Source organism: Paenibacillus monticola, assembly GCF_009664975.1.
Taxonomy (GTDB): domain Bacteria; phylum Bacillota; class Bacilli; order Paenibacillales; family Paenibacillaceae; genus Paenibacillus_AQ; species Paenibacillus_AQ monticola.
On sequence record NZ_WJXB01000003.1, the window covers coordinates 680825 to 700102 of the forward strand.

Annotated in this window: 14 protein-coding genes; 5 read left to right on the top strand and 9 right to left on the bottom strand. The window is 46.6% G+C overall.

Annotated features, from left to right (window positions below):
* Positions 1-76: 76 nt before the first annotated feature.
* The 5 genes from GJB61_RS12110 to GJB61_RS31660 all read right to left on the bottom strand — a co-directional run bounded on the left by GJB61_RS12110 (position 77) and on the right by GJB61_RS31660 (position 11314).
* Positions 77-5341, bottom strand: a complete 5265-nt coding sequence (locus GJB61_RS12110; protein ID WP_154118743.1) for a hypothetical protein — start codon at positions 5339-5341, stop codon at positions 77-79.
* Positions 5342-5436: 95 nt separating this feature from the next.
* On the bottom strand, positions 5437-6147 hold the full coding sequence (locus GJB61_RS12115) for a trypsin-like peptidase domain-containing protein (RefSeq protein WP_154118744.1): 711 nt from the start codon (positions 6145-6147) through the stop codon (positions 5437-5439).
* 283 nt (positions 6148-6430) lie between these two features.
* Positions 6431-7561, bottom strand: coding sequence for a response regulator (locus tag GJB61_RS12120; RefSeq protein ID WP_154118745.1), 1131 nt, complete (start codon positions 7559-7561; stop codon positions 6431-6433).
* A 17-nt stretch (positions 7562-7578) separates the two neighbouring features.
* Positions 7579-10650, bottom strand: a complete 3072-nt coding sequence (locus tag GJB61_RS12125) for a hybrid sensor histidine kinase/response regulator (RefSeq protein WP_229521609.1) — start codon at positions 10648-10650, stop codon at positions 7579-7581.
* A 409-nt stretch (positions 10651-11059) separates the two neighbouring features.
* Positions 11060-11314 (bottom strand): hypothetical protein, encoded by a 255-nt coding sequence (locus tag GJB61_RS31660; RefSeq protein WP_229521646.1) that lies wholly within the window; start codon positions 11312-11314, stop codon positions 11060-11062.
* On the opposite strand from GJB61_RS31660, the gene GJB61_RS31180 reads away from it, so the two are divergent.
* The 4 genes from GJB61_RS31180 to GJB61_RS12145 all read left to right on the top strand — a co-directional run bounded on the left by GJB61_RS31180 (position 11288) and on the right by GJB61_RS12145 (position 13643).
* The gene (locus tag GJB61_RS31180) at positions 11288-11491 is read left to right on the top strand and encodes a beta-xylosidase family glycoside hydrolase (RefSeq protein WP_229521610.1); all 204 of its coding nucleotides are present in this window, start codon (positions 11288-11290) and stop codon (positions 11489-11491) included. The two genes, GJB61_RS31660 and GJB61_RS31180, sit on opposite strands and share 27 nt — an antisense overlap.
* A gap of 486 nt (positions 11492-11977) precedes the next feature.
* Complete coding sequence (locus GJB61_RS12135; protein WP_154118746.1) at positions 11978-12658, top strand: protein tolB; 681 nt, start codon at positions 11978-11980, stop codon at positions 12656-12658.
* Between the two features lie 209 nt (positions 12659-12867).
* The gene (locus tag GJB61_RS12140; protein WP_154118747.1) at positions 12868-13209 is read left to right on the top strand and encodes a stalk domain-containing protein; all 342 of its coding nucleotides are present in this window, start codon (positions 12868-12870) and stop codon (positions 13207-13209) included.
* Complete coding sequence (locus GJB61_RS12145) at positions 13209-13643, top strand: hypothetical protein (RefSeq protein ID WP_154118748.1); 435 nt, start codon at positions 13209-13211, stop codon at positions 13641-13643. Before GJB61_RS12140 ends, GJB61_RS12145 begins: the two co-directional genes overlap by 1 nt.
* 124 nt (positions 13644-13767) lie before the next feature.
* Here GJB61_RS12145 and GJB61_RS12150 read toward each other — a convergent pair whose 3' ends face one another.
* Together GJB61_RS12150 and GJB61_RS12155 are read right to left on the bottom strand one after the other, a co-directional pair.
* Positions 13768-14469, bottom strand: a complete 702-nt coding sequence (locus GJB61_RS12150) for an HAD family hydrolase (protein ID WP_154118749.1) — start codon at positions 14467-14469, stop codon at positions 13768-13770.
* Positions 14470-14701: 232 nt separating this feature from the next.
* Positions 14702-15406, bottom strand: coding sequence for an SDR family NAD(P)-dependent oxidoreductase (locus GJB61_RS12155; RefSeq protein WP_154118750.1), 705 nt, complete (start codon positions 15404-15406; stop codon positions 14702-14704).
* A 103-nt stretch (positions 15407-15509) separates the two neighbouring features.
* Between GJB61_RS12155 and GJB61_RS12160 the strand changes: the two genes are divergently transcribed.
* The gene (locus tag GJB61_RS12160) at positions 15510-15869 is read left to right on the top strand and encodes a MerR family transcriptional regulator (RefSeq protein WP_154118751.1); all 360 of its coding nucleotides are present in this window, start codon (positions 15510-15512) and stop codon (positions 15867-15869) included.
* Positions 15870-16282: 413 nt separating this feature from the next.
* Here GJB61_RS12160 and GJB61_RS12165 read toward each other — a convergent pair whose 3' ends face one another.
* Positions 16283-16879: a C39 family peptidase gene (locus GJB61_RS12165; RefSeq protein ID WP_154118752.1), complete on the bottom strand. Its 597-nt coding sequence runs from the start codon at positions 16877-16879 to the stop codon at positions 16283-16285.
* A 221-nt stretch (positions 16880-17100) separates the two neighbouring features.
* Positions 17101-19278, bottom strand: coding sequence for a serine hydrolase domain-containing protein (locus GJB61_RS12170; protein WP_195724309.1), 2178 nt, complete (start codon positions 19276-19278; stop codon positions 17101-17103).

The following is a 19278-nucleotide window of genomic DNA, read 5'->3' on the forward strand; positions in this document are numbered from 1 at the left end:
CGACATCGGGAGAGGCTATTTTCCGCCTCTCCCGTTCGCCCGGCTTTATCCTTCGGCATAGCCACTTATGAATTGCTTATAATTCCATGCCGCCGATAAAGAAGGAGACGATCTCCCGCTCTCTCTCCTGTGTTCTGATGATAATGGTATACCAGCCTGTTTTCGGGAAAACGACCTGGTATTGATTCGCCGTCAGCTCTTTAAGCGGTATCTCCTCAGCGATATATTTCATCTGACCTTCCCGGTACAATCCGGAGTGATACAGAAGGGTGTACGTCGCCTGCTCATTGACAAGCTCATTCCCGCTTACGTTCATCTTGTCATAGCCAAGCACGCTGAAGGTAATTCGGTTGGTGTCGAACAACACGGTTTCCGCCAAGTTGGAGGACAGTACCTGTCCGTTGCCGGTAATAAGCAGCCCGCTGTCATTCATGACCACAACCTCCTGCGTGGTGTTTGCTGTATTGCCCACTTGATCGGTAACGGTATAAGTGACGGTCTGCTTGCCGGTCCGGGTTAGATCGACCTTGCTAACTGTGACCTTGAGTTTGTCCGCAGTGGATACATCATCTGAGACGCTGTAGCCGCCAAGATCCCGCAGCGGATCAAAATCCTTCTGACCCCGGACCACAGCAGTCACGGGATGCTTCAACTTGATCTCCGGCGCCGAATTATCCAGCCCATCCACCTGAATAGATGAAACAACAGTTCGGCCCAGAAGATCGCTAAGCACCGTTCTGGTGCTGCCGTTGGCATGGTAGGTAGCGGAATAGGAATAGCTGCCGTCTGCGCCACTGATCTTGTTGGCATAGCCGTTCCCCTGAATCACCGGTACAGCTCCCGCGAACATCTGGTTAGGCTCATCGATCAGGCCACTCAGCGTCACTTTCACCGCTCCCTTGGCATAGGTCTTGCCGCCAATGACCACCAGCTTGCTTGAAGCCAGTGGTTGCCCGTTCTCATCCACAAATTCTTGGCTGATCCGGGGCTGCCCCAGTCCGGGAGCAATGCTCTCAATGTTCTCCTCCAGAGCCGTGGTATTGCCCTGCGGATCCTGCACGATGATCCGGACCGGATCATTCTTTAGAAGAACCGTTGGATTTTTGCCCTGCACCACCTGGAAATTCTCGCTTCCAGGGGAACTTTTCCCTACCGTAAGCACAACCCCCACAGCCAGCACAACATTTCCCTGATCATCCAAAAGGGTCTTGAAAAACTTGGAGCCGCCCACCCCGTAGGCATAGGTCTTGACCAGCGACACTTCCGGCGGGGTTCTGTCAATATTAGCGACGGTCGCCGTAACAGAGCCCGTGTTCCCCGCTTCATCCTCAAACTCGAAGGTAAACAAGCCATTATCTTTGAAAATGTAGCTGTCTCTTCCGCCATTGTTCACCATGCGCACCGGCTCAGAAGCGATAAGCTTGGCGGTGACATTCCCCCTGGTCGGACCGGTGATGTTGTATTCAACGACTCCTTCCGGCGAGGTCAAATCGATGTTGCTCACCACAGCCAGTAATTCCGCTGTACGTTCTGGGTCCGTCAGGTCTACCAGGTCAAAGGTGTAGAGGCCATTCTGCGAAATTTTGAAATTGTTGCCCTTGACCCGCTCCGCAAGAGCCGGATTATCCGCCGCAGGGGTCACCTTTATTCCTGTCGACACGGCGATGCTAAGTGAAATGCCCCCGCTCTTCGTAGGCTTCAGTGTACTGTAAGAGGCCAGAGCATACAGCGGATCAGCCGCCGCATCGTATTGGCTCGTATCAATGGCTGCAGGACTGCTCTCCACTCCCGAGGGGGAGCGGAATTTGGCCTTCAGTTGAAGCTGCTCGGGAGCGGACTGCGCCACGGTAACCTGCACAAAGTTCGTGTACGGTCTCCACACGCTCCATGTGGCACCGTTGTCGCTGGAGACGGAGTATTGGAAACCGTCCTTAGAGACGCTCTTCAGCTCCAGTTGCAAAGTCGCCTTGCTCTCTTCGCCAGCTTTGCTCTGAAATGCAATCAGATCGGATTGCAGAACCTCCACAGGGGAGGTATCCGCCCGGAACAAGTGGAATGTTCCTGTGTGCGTAACGGCTCCATTGCCCAGTCCGTCCCGGGCGTATACATACAGAACAAAGCCTGCCGATGTGCCCGGAGCCAGCAGATCGCTGTCAAGAACCGCCTTGCCGTCAGCCGGAAGCGGTATCCAGCCGGCGGAAGACTCATCTGGCGGAGCGGCATTCTCAGGTACCCACTGGTACTGGACGGATGTGCCGGACGGAGTGTACAGATCGGTTGCCGTCACAAGCACCGTATAGGCAGAACGAGGATAGCTTACGCCGTTCAGGCTGAACGACACTATAGGGGCGGCATTGTCGAACCGATACAGTGAACTGTATTCATAGTAGCGGTCGGTCCCGTCTTCCTTGACCCGTACATGCAGGTACTGGTATCCATTCAGGCCGTACACTGCTGCAACAACGCTGCTGTAGACTGATTTCGTAACGCTTTCGCCCTCATAGACAGCCTCCACCACCGTTGTCTGGTAGAGATTATCCGCCGGCCGGACGGCCGATGGACTGAAGGCGTACAGCAGTTCCTGCACTCCCGTTCCGCTAACGATAACCTCAATGTCGCGGCTCTGGATGTAGGCTTCCGGTGCTTCGGGCGCGAAAGCGATGCTAACCTGACTCGTGGAGTCGACCACAACAGGCTCACTCATCTGAAACTCGGCCGTATTGCCTGCCCGGTCGGAAGTTCTCAGGTAGAGAATGTACTCCCCGTCTTCAATCACATGGTTCAGAGTCGTCACGATCCGGTCCGTGGGCACAACCCGCCAGTCTAACTCGCCGGGCGACTCACCCGCCTTGACCCACTGAAATTGCAGCGAATCCGGCTCAATGCCGCTATGTTCATCCGACGCCTCAACCGTAGCCTTGACCACCGCCGTATGGTTGACGCCGGAGATGGAAGCGCCTAGAACAGGAGCTTTGTTGTCTAGCAGTATGGCGGTCTTGCCATAAATCCAGTTGGAATCGTCAAGCTTGAAGTCTGCCGCCGTCCACAGCGACAGATCATTGTAATCGCCTACTGCTTCGAGGGCTTTGCCGCTCGCATACGTTTCGGCGTCTGCATCGGATGCGTCCGTGTGGCTAGCCTTATACTCATTCATCCAGCCGTTGTAAGTGTCGGCATGGCTGGTCTTGTATGTCTTCATCTTCTCGTACTGCATAAGCTCCCGGGCTGTATCCCAGGTCATATCCGCCGTCCATGTATGCAAGTACCAGGTCCCGCTACCATCAGCCATACGTGCCTGAGCGGGAGGAGAGAGCAGATTGGTGCTGTTGTTGCCCACCATCAGATTGAAATCCGCCAGCTCGCCGGGATACAGACCCTCCCGGGGCTGCTGCCCTGTAAGGGAATAGCGTTTGACCGCCGCGAACTCGTCGGCATCCTTCCCGGCTAGCGGATCATCCGGACTCTGACTCCAGTAATAGTAGACCAGACCCAGACCTGGGGAATCAGCTGAACTAGTCATGTTAAGCGGACGATAGATACCACGGCTTGGCCGGGTCTGTCCGGCCTCATCCGGGTCGAGCGCGGGAGCGATTACTCCAGGATCACGGGCATCAATGGTGATTCTGCCCGATTTGGCCCACACGTTATCAGTTGCTCCCGTTTCGTCGTAAACATAGTTGAAATTCGGGTCCGTGTTGTCAATGGACAGCTTCGCCCAATCAATCTTGGAGTTGGGCACCTGTTTGGATGGGTCTGTAGGCGCAGGGTTCGCCGACTTGCTGGTATTTACCGGGTCTATCAACAGATTACCGGCGTAATCCTGAATCACGCCCTTGTCCGCGTAGGCAGGCGTGTCACCGGCCCTAGACGAATGGGTTAGGGCAATGACCTTGAGCAGCGCCACATCCAGATCGTCCTCCGTCACAGTCGTCCGGAAGGTCCATAGGGATGAATTTTCTCCTTCCGTATAATAGGCCCTCATGCCATTGTTGAAGTACAGGAACAGCCCGTCGGCCGACAGGCCCTGCTTGGCGACAACGTCTTCCGTCATTCGCACCTTGAAATCCAGGGTGTCTCCCTTGTTCAGCGTGCTTCCCGTGACAATGTCCGGCTGAATGCCGTTGGCTGCGAAACTGTATTTGGGCGGTACGGCGTCGACGATCACCCGGTAGCCGTCATTGGCATTGCCCGGATCAATCGTCGTATCGAATGGATTAATGGTTTTTCCACGAATGAAGGTGTCACCCGCAGAGACGGCGGCCCGCTGGCCGAAATTGCTGACAATCAGCGGATTGCCGGCAGCATCGTGAAGATCGGCGTCGATGATCTTCTGCTTCAGCGATTTGTCGTTCATGTTGATCCCGGACGGAAGCGCGGTCAGCTCGCCGCCATTCATAATGGGCAAATTGCCTGTATGCTGGTAATTGACCGCCTCATAGGTATAGCTCAGCATGTCCGTATACTGACTCCAATTGGTGGCCGCGGGCAGCTTCATGCCCTGGTTCTCGCCCGCCGCAGGTAAACCTGTGCCAGCCGGATTAGTGAACAGATCGTGCCGGTTCAGATCGGAGGCTTCTCCGGAATAAGCCTTAAGCGGCTCACTAAACGGGTAGGTCAGATTCACCTTGTCTCCCCATTTCAACAGCAGCTCATTCTCTGCAATGCTTGAATTGTCGTGCTGTGTGCCGGTCGTATCAAAGATGTAGTCCTTGACGGTGGGACTAGAGATGTCGCGGAAATACAAGTGGACACCCACCATAGTAGCCGACCCGTCCACCACAATGTTGATATTAATGACGTCGTCAGGATCAAGCGTTTGCCAACCGGTGTTGAACTTATCATCATCGCCCTCGCCGTATTTGTGATAACCCGAGGCAGTGGTCGATATTTTGGCACTCACAAAATCATCGTCGGATTCATACAGATTGCGCACAAAAAAGCGGAACTCCCCCTGCCCACTCAGCGCAAGCTGCTTTAAGCCGGGGATTTGGGAAACTGTAATCGTTCCGTCAAAGTCATCATCGACCTTATCCGTACCATGAAGATCGTCCTTATCATCCATCGTGAAAGATACACCCGGTAGTGGAGACTGCTTCGATCTCTGAAACCACATAAAGGCGTCATACTCGCTGGTATCTACGCCCTCTTCATACTCATTGTCATAAGGTACGGGGGGATTGGAGGCTATCGTGCTCTGATTATAGATTGTGGTTCCGAAAATGTTCACATCCTCGTAGCTTCCCGCCGCTTTTACCCGCTCCGCGCCTAACCAAGGCACCCCCGCCGTCAGCATCACTGCGGCAAGTACAGCGGACATGCATTTTTTTGCCCATGTTCTCATTCATGCACCTTCTTGTACGAATTTTAGTTCTATGTAAAAATACCGCCGGAGCAACCCGCCGCTTCACAGCAGATTTGGGACGCTGCGCCGCCTCTCTAACTCCCCTTCCGGCTGACCACCCGCTTCACCGTTTCTGCATCCACGGCTAGATGAATGCCGCTCATGGTGCGAAGAGAGCCGGACAGAAGTCCCGCCGCATAACCATCCTGATCGACCAGCGGCCCTCCGGACATGCCGTTGACCAGCGTTGCCGACATCAAGATACGTTCTCTCCCGTTAATAGGAACGCCAGGCGCGTTCACAATTCCTTCGGTGATGATCTTCGTCCCTTTCATGGGATACCCGATGGCGAACACCTTCTCTCCGTGCTTAACCGGGCCTATGCGCAAAGGCAAATACGGGTAAGGACTATCCTTGCCGGGAGGTGGTAACATCAGCACCGCCGTGTCCGCCGCTTCATCCAGAACCAGGATCCGGCAAGCGGCCTCAGAGCCGTCATTCCGTACGCAGCCAAGCCGCGCCGCCCCTTCCACCACATGATAGGCGGTCAACGCCGTACCGTCCGGCTGAATCAGAAACCCGCTACCTACATCCTTTAACGTACCGTCATCACGATACGCCCGCACATAGAACACTGCCTCCTCCGCATAGGCGTAAATACTCTCCGCATCGTAACGCACCGGCGTCTCCGCTCGGGAGATAGACGCACGGTCCTGCAGCAATAACACGGCAAAGACCGCCAGAATGACCACTCCGACCTTTCGCCGCATTTGGCCACCATCCTTTCCATACATGACTTTAGTCACACTCTACGCTCTATTATAGAAATGCATTCTCTCAAATTTCTCTCAAATACGCGCTAGTGATGTCGAAATATATCAGAAGTAAGGAGGATGTATGCCATCAAGAACTCGGCACTCGGTATCTCTTGATACCTCCACCGGCCCGTTGTATCCCACATCTCTCTGAAGAAATATTCTTCTCTCAATACTCTTATACGAACAAAGAACCGTCAGCCTTAATCCGGCTGACGGTTCTTTGATTCGTAGGGTTCAGTACACGCACCACATTCTTATGAACAAACACGATTTACTCTTGTCGGACTCTAGCATAAGCATCAACGATTTCCTTCATTTCCCGAGGTGGGGCAATTCCATACTCTCTGCAGTAACTCTTCTCAAAATCAGCGTAATATCTGACCATTCTCTCCCACTTGCCGCTCGAAGCGTAAACTTTCATCAGCAAGAGACTAATATTCTCATCAAAGGGATATAGCGCCAAATACGCGCTTAACCTCTGCTCTGCGCTAACCCAATCCTCCCGAGCCAGGCAAAGCCGGCCTAAATTGAGGACCATAGACATAAATCGCTTGCAGTATTCTTCTTCAATCCGGTGCTTCCACAGATAATCCTTACGGTCAAACAGATGCCCTTGATACATCGCACACAAACTCTCCAGACGCGCTATATCCTCCTGTGCATCAGACAGAGCAGGGATATAACGCTGAAACTCCAATAAATCGTAGGAGGTCAAAAGCGTCACCAGCAGATAGCCCGCTCCTGTTTTCCCCACATCCAGACCCAGTTCATGCTCCTTCAAGAGCTTCTTCAGCCGGTAAACCGTATTATGTAAATTGTGCACGGCGCGCTCCTCATCCATGTCCGGCCACAGTGCATCTACCAGTTGCCACTTGCCAGCTTCCTGATTGGGATAACACAGCAGGTAGGCGAATAGTTCCTCCGTCTTACGGGTGGGCCAATGCACCAGAGTTCCCTTGGAATTACGAACCTCGAAACCGCCGAAACAGCGGATGGAGGCCCTTTTGGGGGGGAGATCGACAGTCAGCAAAGCGGAGCGCTCAACTTCCTTCAGAAGACGATCCGTAATCCGCTGGACACTGGCTGGAGTAATTGGCTTCAGAATGTAATCAAAAGCAAATACATTGAAAGCCTCCAGAGCATATTCTTTATAGGCCGTAGTGAACACAATACGCGTCTGCTCAGAGCATTCATTCACTCTGTGGGCCAACTCCAGGCCGGACAGTTTAGGCATTTCTATATCCAAAAAAGCAATATCCGGTTTAAGGGACGGAAAAGCCGCCAGAGCCTCCAGAGGATTGCTGAAAGCACCCACAACATGGCAATTGGGGTTTCTTCCAACCACTACCTTCATTAATTCCAGGATCGGTTTCTCATCCTCAACAACGACTACTCTGAACAAAAGTTACCTCCTCCTTTTCATCCTTCATCTTGTTCCATAGGCAGATACACAGTCACCTTGGTTCCCCGGCCTAGTCTGGAGCTCACAGTCAAAGTCGCTCCCGAAATCGAATCCAGTCTGCGCCGAATATTAAAAATTCCGATGCCTCCCTTTCCTTCCAGCGGCCTGCCCCCGCTAGAAATACGGTACATTATGTCATCTGAAATGCCCTCACCGTCATCCTCTACTGTTATTAGCAGGTAATTCTCTCCTTTAGAAACTGAGAGTGTGACATTGCCTTGCCCATCCTTATCAAAAAGACCGTGACGAATGGCATTTTCCACAAACGGCTGGATACTTAGGGAGGGGATCAGTAAGTTCTTCATGTGTTCGTCTACATAACTTACATATTCAAAACGGCCATCAAAACGGGCTTTCTCAATCTCTACGTATGCATCTATCAATTCCAGCTCTCTTCCCAAAGGAACGAATAACTCCCTATGATCCATATCCAGAATATAACGTAAATACTGGCTAAGGTTAGATAATAAGTAAGCAGCTTTCTCTCCGTCCGTATAGCAGAAGGAAATCACACTGCTCAGGGCATTATACAGAAAATGAGGCTTGATCTGGGCCTGGTAAAAAGCCAATTCATTCTGAATGGCCTGATGAATAGAGGTCTTCAAAGCTAATAACGTTTGAATTCTGGCGATCAGGGTCTCTCCATCAAATGGCTTAGTCAAATAATCGTTCGCTCCAGCCGCAAAACCCAGCGCAATATCCTGCGACCGGTCCTTGGCGGTAGCGAATAATATTGGCAGATCAAGGATAGTATACTTCTCGCGCAGCATACGGCACAGCTCAATGCCAGACATTTCCGGCATCATCACATCGAGAATGACTAAGTCAATTCGTGGATACCGACTGATTTTGGCTAACGCTTCTCTCCCAGACAGCGCGGTTAGCACATTGTAAGGATGTCTACGCAAAATGGTAAGCAGCGTGTGAATATTGGAGGCTTCGTCATCTACAATCAGAATCGTGTAGTCATATTGTTCCTTAATCTCAAGAGACCCAGAACTCCGAGGAGTCCGTAGCTTTGACTTTACCCCCTCACTTTCTACTGCAGACTCAGCCTCATTCGCACATGGCAGTGTAAATGCCATACATGTCCCCTGTCCCGCCTCTGTCCACTCAATACGGATTTGTCCACCCATCCCCTCCACCAGCTTGCGGCTGATATACAGCCCGACACCCATACCGGAGTAACGACCTTCGGGTGCGATTGAACCGAAGGGATCATCCCTTTCAAGTAAGTCGGACTGCCTGTCTCGGGATATGCCCTCGCCTGTATCCTGCACGAACAGATGAACCATGCTATCCATAACTGTGCTATCTACAGAGATCCTCCCTTTTTCCGTATGCTTGATAGCGTTATGGACTAGATTGTATAGAATCTGTCTGAAACGGTTTTCGTCCGCATGGACCCACAAGTTCAGTGGCACACAGTTCTCAAGTACAACATCCTTATCAGCTAACTCGAATTGCAGTACATCCAACACAATCTGCACCGCCGCCCGCGCATTAACTATAGTAATCTGCATTTGCAGATCCCCATGTTTCAACCGTGTGACGTCGATCAAATCCTGCATCAGCATAGTCAGCTTCATTGCCGTATCTTTCACCAGCCACAAATTCTCCATCTGTCCGGTAGACAAAGTACCCTCAACATTATCCAAAAGTGACGAAGAAATATTCATAATTCCATGCAGCGGAGTTCTGAATTCATGAGAGGTATGCATGAGGAACTCATCTTTTACCTGATTGGATACCATCAGTTCATGCGTTAAAGCTTTGGTTTTCTCAAAAGCTCGTGAGAAGCGAACAGCCATCAGAGTATTCATTAGCATGACAAAACCCAAACCAGCCAATTTGCTCAAAATATCGGAGGCAAGAATATTTTCTGAGGACAAGTAATCCCCCACCAAATAAATCATCATCGACATCATTGATGCAAAAAACAAGAGCAGCTCTTTCCTTTCATATGTACCCTTCCCGGTCGTGAAATATAGAGTAGCCAGCCTTATAATGATAAAAAGATCTACAAAAGCCAGATACAGCAGATACTCCGGCTTGACCTCGGTATATGTCCGGTAAGGCAACACGATTATGGCCGCAATATAAGCTGCGAATGGAGTAATCAGCAGCATCTTCCCCCGCCGGGACATGAGTCGGGCGTTGAGTGAAGCAAAGAACAGAATGCCCAGGATAGGGAGTATAAATATACTGAGATCCAGAAGCTTGTACAACACATAAAATGGAATATCCGGAAGTAGACGTTGGATGAGCTTCTCGTCCTGAAGCATTTGCCCCACCGAAAAAACCAGCAGAAATAATCCACAGTACAAGTTGCTTCTATCCAGGCGCTCGGGAAAGTACATAACCAGTTGGTGGGCTCCGAACATAATAAATATCAGGATGCAGGCCAAATCCGCACCGATGCCAAAACTGCCTAGCTGGAATATCTCTTTCTGTGCGCCAAACTGAATAGGACGGATGATGCCCCCGTAAATAAACTCGTAGTTGGCTATCTGAACGACAATATCAATTGCTCCCTCATCGGAATGAAAAAAAACAGTATATGGGGTATTGCCAGGACGGCTTAGTTCTCTGGAGGTCGCGGGTATGCCACTCTCTCCTACCAGACTCCCGTTGATGTACAATTTATGGGACATTCGGATATTGTTAATTTTAAGTCCGTAGACTGCATCTGCCTTCGGAACCAGCAGCTTGAGGTGATAGGTGCCAAAACCTTTCCGGTGCATGCCATCGCTCTTACCCTTCCATGCTCCGGGTACAGCTAAATAAACGTCCTGATCTGCCGTTTCTCCAACCAGATCAGCTGGTGCCAGCAGCTTGCCTTCATAGAAGGCCCATTCGCCATTCAAATTCACCAAGCCTTGATCCGGAAGGCCAATTCCCCTCAAGTCCAGCACTCCCTGCTTAGCTAAGGGCGCCTTCAAGTTCTTCATCGAATCCATATACAAAAACAGCAGCGCAACAGCAAGCAGCACCACCGCTACAATCAAAAATTTGCCCCAATTCTTCATTAGTAACCCCTCGTTCCAAATCATACCGAATGAATACATCATATAACAGCAGTCTCACAAGAAACTCACAACCGATACAATGCATAAGGACCGCCATAATAAATATTCGAATGATTGATCCCAGAGTCATTCTATCAGTTTTTTTTTTCCATTTCACTAACTTAAAAAGCAGTCTGATTTTTGCCTGGATAGATAAGGAAGATGCCATTGGTATTATCCCCTCCAAGTAGACACTCATAAAAAAACTGGTCTGTTAACATGAGGAAATGAGTGAACTTGGAGGGGAGAGTACGGTGTACTCGACGTCATGCTATCAATCTCAACCCATTACTCAGCCTGACTGAATTGATGTTGCCAATTCACCAAGGTTTATGGCATGTCCCCCAAATTATACCGGAAGGATTTGTAATTAAATTAGGTACACACGAATTAATATATCCTGGTCATGATTGCCGAACCCAGCCCCATAGAGTGTCAATCCACCCACGTTAACGGAAATCTCGTCAACCGCGAAACGAAATGTCCAGAATTGTTCCCGTAGCTTGATTTTGGATATGAGGTCATCGAAAGAGTTAATATCGGTGACATTAAATCTGTTGAAAAAGCCATAGATCTGGGCCATTGCAATCAAGTCACATTGCTTGTTAAGGCTACTCCAACTCATTATTATTTCTATGTACAGCTTGAAGGTACCGAGACCTTACTAGGAGCGGCGCAAACAAAATATCTCTCCTCTGAAGTAGCAGGCGGGTTCACTGGTGTACTTATCGGTTTGTATGTCACTGGAGAAACCCCTGAGACTAGTGCGGAGTTTACACATTTTAGCTGCGTGTATTCTTAAAGTTATCAAAGAAGTTCGTCCTAAGATAATAAAAAGCGGCAGCCATTGAAAATTAATTCAATAATGGCTGCCACTTCTTTGAGCTTCGCTGTACTTAGCTGTTGCGCTGTTCAGAAGATAATGTTTCATCGTCCGGAGCCCTCAGAACCATCGCACCCATTTGAGATTCCCCCCTTATAATACATAAGTTTATATTAAAGCAGGAGTAAGTCATACAGAAAGGAAAAATACAAACTGCCCATGATAATGCAAAAGACTGTAGAGGCTGTTTGAAAACTCGACACTTTCCGTCCGGTATACCACAAAGTAAAACAATGGCTGAAGCCAATGAAGATGTGGATAAATTCATTCGATTTTAGTGGAACTATTTCTAATGAAAAACGTCTAAATAGGAAGACAAAAAGGATAATAATTCCTTAATTGGCATTACTATTAACTGAAAACTTTAATTTTAGCTGTAGTTCCTGAAGGGATGGGGTAACGAATATGAATAAAATTGCTAATTTTTCTATTATTTTGTTGGCTTTGATATCTATACTGGGTTGTAACAATAACGCTACTTCAAAAGAATCGACTAATCAGAATAACGTATCTCAAAATAAAAGTGGAAACTCTAATCCTCAAAAAGTTGAGGTCAATGAGGCAGTAGGAAGCAATTTTAATAATTCATTTGATTCCTCGATATATTATGCTTCAGAAAACCATCCAATTATAAAGACCTCTAATAACCAAATTATTTGGAAAGAAGGGAACGTGGTGCTTACCGCCGCAATTTCTAAGGCAGAGGGGGAGCAGGCTTCCCAGTCCAATACAGTGATTAGTTCTATAACAATTGACAGTCGCAACGGAATTTATACTATTGAACTTGATAAAAAACCATTAGGTATTCAGTCAGTGAGTTTATCTAAAAACAACCAGTTAGCTGTTCATGTGAGAGATCATGAAGGGTCAAGATTAATTATTTTAAGTCTTTCAAGCGGAAAACAAAGTGTGCTCAACAGCCTTCCCAATAAAGTGACTTCTAGTGAAAAAATAGATAGTTACAATTGGTCTCCCGCAGGAAATACAATTGCTTTTGGCATTGGTGGCATAGGTTCTAGTTACATTGCATTGTACAATACGGAGGATAACTCCTTTTCGGAACTTACTAAAAAAACTTTATACTGATTACATCTGTAGTTTGGCATAAGGACGGACAAGGTTTCGATTTTTTAAGTAAGACCGATGATGCTGAGAATCCAGTGATTCTTTAACGGTATACGTTAAAAGATAATTTAATTAGCAAGGTAACTAATAATCTTACTAAAAACGAACAAACAACCTTAACAAAATTATTACCGATAAAGATATCAAATTTAATGGAGGAAGAGTAAAAAATGAAAAAATACTTAAAGATTAGTCTACTTGTCCTAATCTTGTTGACAACTGTGTCAGGAACAGCGATGGCAAACAATTCAGATATCATTTCTATCAATGTTAACAAGGACAGAATTGAGACAGACGCTACATCATATATTGATCATGGAACTACCATAGTTCCTTTAAATGTGATTCAAAAAATTCCGGGTATCAGCATTGTGTGGGACAACTCGAACAAAACTGTCACTATTGTTCATGATAGTAAGATTATTAAACTTGTAGCAGGTCACAACTCAGCAACTATTGGTTCAAATAAGGTGAAACTACCTGTGGCTTCCCTTATTAAAATGGACGTATAATGGTGCCTCTGCGCTTTATCGCTGAAGCAACTTTACAACTTCCAACTGTACGCTTACTTAAGTCAATAACTGAAGGTGCAGGAATTTCAAATCAATACTACTACTTTCCTGAAGGTAAGGCTGATCAAGTATTTATGACTATGGGGAATGGAGTAGAATATCTTGAAGCAATAAACGGGAGATTGGAGCAAAAGTGGGTAGGACGTTTTGGTGAGAAAGGAACGATAAAAGGACCGTTTTTTCTCTCGAACATTGAAGAAGAGGTAGGAAAACAGCCGACGATCGCTGTTGATCGCATAACCTTCTTTAAACAAATTTTACCTATTGGTGAGGCGGATTATGGTTTTATCAATAAAGATGGTAAAGCTACAACCATAGGGCATCATGATATGCCTGGATTATATGATTTTTTTATTATTCCAGAAGAGAAATGATTTGTTTCTTTAAGGCGCGTCCAGTAAGCTATTTTATAAAGAGTCCAGATCACGAAGGTGCATGGTTAGAATATAGGATTCGGGCATCAAAAAAATAAATTCCAGCTGAATCAAAATTCTGATTTTATAAATATAACAATAAATCGGATAGCTTTTTAATGCTTAGATATTTTATGCTTTCTTGAGAGTCTGGTCTTGAAAGAGTTAAGACAGATTGTATACCCATAGTTGATGCACCCTCTAAGTTCTTTTCATAATCGTCGATAAATACGGTTTCTATTGCTGGCAAATTCATAGCCTCAAGTGCGTGTCTAAACATGCCGGGACTTGGTTTGTTTTCTCCAAGTTCATAACTAAGTGTCATATTATCAAAATAATCATATAGACCTGCATTTTTTAAAACCCTTTTGATGGATGGGTCAGTATCTGAAATAACCCCAATCTTATACTTTTCCTTAAGAGCTTCAATTATCTTTTTGGTATTATCAAAAAAAACATAATTAGAATCGTTATACACTCTATCATATGCAATCATTTCAGCTTGTTCGTTTGTAATATCAATTTCAGGTAACATTTCAGCAATTGTTCTATAATAATTTGTATACCTTTCAAGCTCCTCCTCTTCAGTTTTGTAAATTTCATTTTTAACGTACTCATTTGCTTTTGAAATTGCAGTATTAAGTTTAGATTGTGGTAGTGACCATAGAATTTGTGGATTTATATATTCCAAAGCTTTTACTGTTATTCTCCAATCACCTGTTGCAGGGCGAAAAATCGTCCAACCAAGGTCAAAAAATATACCACGCACAGGTTTCTTTATAGTCATATCAAAACACCCCTTATTATTCAAATTATCTTTCCCTCCGTAACTTCTCTCACTTTTATCTTAGTAAAATGATAATGCTCAAAAACCTTTTGAAAAAGAGAATTTAATCTGTTTTTATTTCCTATTTTAGATTCTCATTGAACAATACAGCCTGCCTGCTAGAATCTTACACGCAAAAAAACTCTTGTCCGCGATATGGGCGGCAAGAGTTTTTGCTGTCGGCAGTTGCGAGTTACCAGGCGTAAACGCCCTTCTCATTCAAGAATTCTCCGTTATGACGTTGGCCATCTGTCGCATACCCTACTATAATCGCAGCGGCGCCTTCTTTCGATTTACCGCCTGGGGCATTGCCGTTAAGATCTGTTGAGGTGAATCCAGGCGTTACCGCGAATACTTGAGCGTTGCTGTTTTTGGCTTCATAAGCCATTGAGAGTGTCATGGCATTGTTTGCCGTTTTAGATGAGTTATAATCGAATGCGTTTAAAGTAAATTCAGCATTTTGCATATGGTCCAGAGAAGCCATGTCGGTCGATACATTGATGATTGTGCCTTCGTTATCTTTGATTAACGGGAACAAACGCTGGTTCAAACGGAAGGTTCCGAAAAAGTTAACTTCGAAGGCATTCCGCAGATCTTCCTCTTTGGTATCCGTAAAAGAAGGGGAGAAAGCGCCAGGCATACCCGCGTTATTGATCAGAAGCAACAAGTCCGGATAATTCTTGTTGATCATATCGGCTGCCTGTTCGATGCTTTTCAAGTCACTCATGTCGATTTGTATAAATTCTACGTCTAAGGAAGTTAACTCGGAAACTGCTGTTTCACCCCGTTCAGCACTACGTGCACCAAGGATAACTTTCCAGCCTGCTTCACTTAACTGTCTAACGATTTCAATTCCGATTCCTTTATTGGCTCCGGTTACAAAAGCGGTCTTTTTCATGTGAATCCTTCTTTCCCTCATTTGATTTTTCTTTAACAATTTATAAGTTACTATGCTACACTTAGTGTAGGTCAACAATTAATTTTTATAAAAGAGGGTTATTATGTTAACAATTGGAGAAGTGGCGAAGGAAGTCGGGATCAATATTGGAGCGATCCGCTTTTACGAAAGAAAGGGACTGCTGAAACCTGCTACCCGAAACGAGCAGAATAACCGTCTTTATACGGATGATGATCTGAGCTGGCTGGTTTTTATCAAATGTCTTCGCGAAACCGGGATGAGTGTGGAGGAAATCAAAAAGTATTATGATAAGGTGAACGAAGGAACCTCAACCCTGCCGGAGAGAATCAAACTGATTGAAGATCAAAAGCAAAAGCTTCTGGAAGATATTGAGGAGAAGAAAGCGCAGCTCGTTCATTTGGAAGAAAAACTGAAGCGCTATTATCGTGGGGAAAATTATTAATATAAGCATATAAGCCGGGTCATATAGACTAAATTTTTAAATCTCATATTCCTTATTACTACTTTGATTTGTTTAATTCTAACCAACATAAAGAACTTCTCTCCAGACCTTGTGGTTAGACAAGCACTGAAAAGGAGTCCTAGACTGCCAGTGTTTTGTTGAGCTATCGTTCCCGTTAGTTGAACAGTCATTGAGGCAAATCACTGCTTTTTTCTTACAAGTTTATAAATAATTACACTAGCCATTATCAGAATACCAACAATAATTATTGGAAACCAAGGCTTCCCAACAATAAAATAACTATCATGATATTGAAAGTATTCGCTAAAAGAATACATAGCCATCCTCCTTGTAGTTCCGCTGGCCTGCCCGGTTAGATAAGCGAAAACGTACAGAAATGAAAACAATCACATTTAGCGTATCACGATATACGTATTTTTACAAAACGGTACCCATGTCTTACATAATGTCTCAAAATCGCGGATTAATACTTTTCGGTTATAGCAGGTTTCGTAACAGTTAATGGTGTGTTCCAAAGAGTCTGCCAAGTAAAAATATTCGTCATCATAACCAACGACTGGTACAAAGTGCAAATTCCTTTGGTCAGGTAAAACCCGTATAAACGCAATGACCGGAATGCCTAGATTCACTTGTTTCTTTAAGGTATCAACATTACCTGAGCAAAAAAAAGCGTTATAACCATGCTTCTTAAAGAACAAGAGAATGCCCTTAGGCGTAACCGTTCCATCATATAACTTTCTAGGGTAGTCTTTATAGAGCTTGTTGCCATCCGACTTCATCCCAAAATGTCTCAGCACGTATGCGCTTGAAAATGCGGCGCATTCATAATTATGCTGAATGTCCATTCTATTCGAGGATTGGATAACATACGAATTCGGAATCGCTATGGTCGAGATGAAGTCCTTACTCGGGAGAACAAAATAATAATATAAAACTATGCCAGCCAGGCATATACCTATTGCTAGTGTCGAAATAAGATTAAAAAACATTGTATTCCTCCTATAAATTTCTATATTCGAGATATTCGTAAAATTAAATGTATATTCCCGCCAAGATTAGTTTAACCTTCCTGTTAGTTGAATGTTCACCTACTGGAATGAATAAAGGCACTTTGTATGAATGTTTTTAGTTCATCCAACTTTTCTTGAGGAATCTTCTTTCTTATACGCAGGACTATATCTTGGCCAGTTATGAAATGCTTATTGCGAAGTTATTGAGCGGAAATCTCGAACTTCGTGCCGGCATCTCCGGCGAAAACTATGGATCCTCCCAAGGGCAGTGCTACCTGATCCTTGCCTCCGATGACACTGAAGAAGAGGCATGTTCCCTTTGCATCATAAACAGCGAAGGAAGCGTTCGAGGACCTATTTACCTTAATGGCCTTGCCCCCGTCTTTGTCGCTTATCGTATACCACCTGGCGTATCCGCTGGGCGGAATCGTAACGATTGACTTCTTAGCGAAGTTAAAAGGCTTCACGGCGTCTTCATTCACTAAGAGGGTTTCACGTATATTCAGGTACTCAACCCCGTCTTGTGTAAAGAACGTAAGACCGGAGAGATCCCGCCCGCGCATTCCCGGAATTTGCAATTCGGAGACGGCTGAATTCGGGCCGGTTATTCGTTTATCCAGCACGTACCCCGGCAATTGTTTCGACATATTCAATTGGCTGGACGGCAACACCAAATAAGCAAGTGACGTATACTTCTCAGTCAGCAGGTAATACTTCTTCCCGTCGCGCTGAATCCATGCTTCCTTGGTCTCTGCCGGAAGCTCTTGGGGCTGGAGCCTCTCGGCGTTGTACATGGATATAGCCACCTGCCCAAGACCCGGTAACGAAGCGTATCGACGAAGCCATTCGTAGGTGCGACCGTTCTCCTCCGTGACGAAGCTGATCATCTCATTTCCATCCGAACTATGGAACATGCCGTCCGCCGAATATTTGTAGATCTGGTTCGGATTAGCGGATGGCTGCTCCGAAGTGATTGACATTACGCCGTCTTTGGTAATATCTATGTTTACCGTTGTATCGGATGCGCCATAAATTCCCGAATACTGCAGCATGGACTCCGGCATATCAGATTTTACCGGCGCGCCGTATGACTTTTCTGGCTTGAATTCAGTAATTGTCCCTTTCTCTTTCAGCGCCTGAAGCAGGATTTCGTTCGCCAGAAGCTGATCGTACGTGCTGGTCCCGCCGGAAGTGACAACAACTGCTGCCATATCCTGCTCGGGAAGCACAACGAGCGACGCGTGATAGAGATACGTGTCCCCGCCTTTGGTCAACGCCTTCATCCCGTATTCGCCGAAAGGATACAGATGGACGCTGTCCCAGCCGAGACCATAGTCGATTGAGTTGTCCGCATCTTCAGGCCACAAAGGCGTCTTGTACTCGTCTTGGGCAGTGGTCGCAGCCGATTTACCGGACAAGACTTCTTCCGCTTCCCCCGTAAAAATTGTTGAGAACCGAGCCAAATCTTCTGCCGTAGAATAGATACCTCCAGCTCCGATCAAGTTGATCGTCTCGTAAGGAAGTTGTCCTGTATAGGTAGGATAATAGAGTCCTGCCATCTTCGCTTCGTCCGGAGAATCGAGCGGCGTCTTCGTATTGACCATACCCAAAGGTTCGGTAATATATCGATGGATATAAGAGGTAAAGTCCATGCCGCTGACCTGCTCGACCAGAATCTCGGCCAGCGTAAATCCGTCATTGCAGTAAACCGAATAAGCCCCCGGGTCCGCTTTCAAGGTCTGACCGGACAGTTGCTTTAGCAGTGTGTCGTGGGCATAAGTATCATTATCTTCGAATAAACTGGCGTTCGTAGGCGAGGTTCCCGTCAGCCCGGAAGAATGATTCAGCAGCATGCGCGGCGTAATCTGCTTGTAGCGTTCATCCTTCATCGTAAATCCGGGGATATACTGTACGACCGGCGTATCGAGATCGATTTCCCCTTGATCGAGCAACTGCATAACGGCAACCGTGGTAAACATCTTACTTGTCGAGCCTATCCCGTACATCGTGTCTTTCGTGAGCGGTTTCAGTCCCTGCTCATCATTCTTGCCGGATTGGCCGGATACGACGATGTTGCCATGATCGATAAGGGCGTATTGCACGCTGTTCGTATCATAAGCTGTCGTGAGTAGTTCGGCTTTCTCCTTGGCATCTTTCCGGGTTACTTCGTAGGTGAGTCCAGCTTCATTAGAAGGTGAGTCCACTTCCGTCGTTGACACGGTTGCCGGAACAGCACTTGACTCGATCACCTCAGATGTATTCAGTGCCTCTGCTGTGTTCTGCATCTCAGCCACTGGTGTGTTGTCATTGCAGGCGCTTAGCAGCAGAAGCAGAAACAAAGATAGTACGGCTACAGTTATCCATCGACTTTTCATCAT

Bases quoted from the DNA above. Each gene is read 5' to 3' on its own strand.
- GJB61_RS12110 (WP_154118743.1), bottom strand. From the start codon at position 5,341: ATGAGAACATGGGCAAAAAAATGCATGTCCGCTGTACTTGCCGCAGTG.
- GJB61_RS12165 (WP_154118752.1), bottom strand. From the start codon at position 16,879: ATGTTTTTTAATCTTATTTCGACACTAGCAATAGGTATATGCCTGGCT.
- GJB61_RS12125 (WP_229521609.1), bottom strand. From the start codon at position 10,650: ATGAAGAATTGGGGCAAATTTTTGATTGTAGCGGTGGTGCTGCTTGCT.
- GJB61_RS31660 (WP_229521646.1), bottom strand. From the start codon at position 11,314: ATGAGTTGGAGTAGCCTTAACAAGCAATGTGACTTGATTGCAATGGCC.
- GJB61_RS12155 (WP_154118750.1), bottom strand. From the start codon at position 15,406: ATGAAAAAGACCGCTTTTGTAACCGGAGCCAATAAAGGAATCGGAATT.
- GJB61_RS12135 (WP_154118746.1), top strand. From the start codon at position 11,978: ATGAATAAAATTGCTAATTTTTCTATTATTTTGTTGGCTTTGATATCT.
- GJB61_RS12150 (WP_154118749.1), bottom strand. From the start codon at position 14,469: ATGACTATAAAGAAACCTGTGCGTGGTATATTTTTTGACCTTGGTTGG.
- GJB61_RS12145 (WP_154118748.1), top strand. From the start codon at position 13,209: ATGGTGCCTCTGCGCTTTATCGCTGAAGCAACTTTACAACTTCCAACT.
- GJB61_RS12160 (WP_154118751.1), top strand. From the start codon at position 15,510: ATGTTAACAATTGGAGAAGTGGCGAAGGAAGTCGGGATCAATATTGGA.
- GJB61_RS12170 (WP_195724309.1), bottom strand. From the start codon at position 19,278: ATGATGAAAAGTCGATGGATAACTGTAGCCGTACTATCTTTGTTTCTG.
- GJB61_RS12140 (WP_154118747.1), top strand. From the start codon at position 12,868: ATGAAAAAATACTTAAAGATTAGTCTACTTGTCCTAATCTTGTTGACA.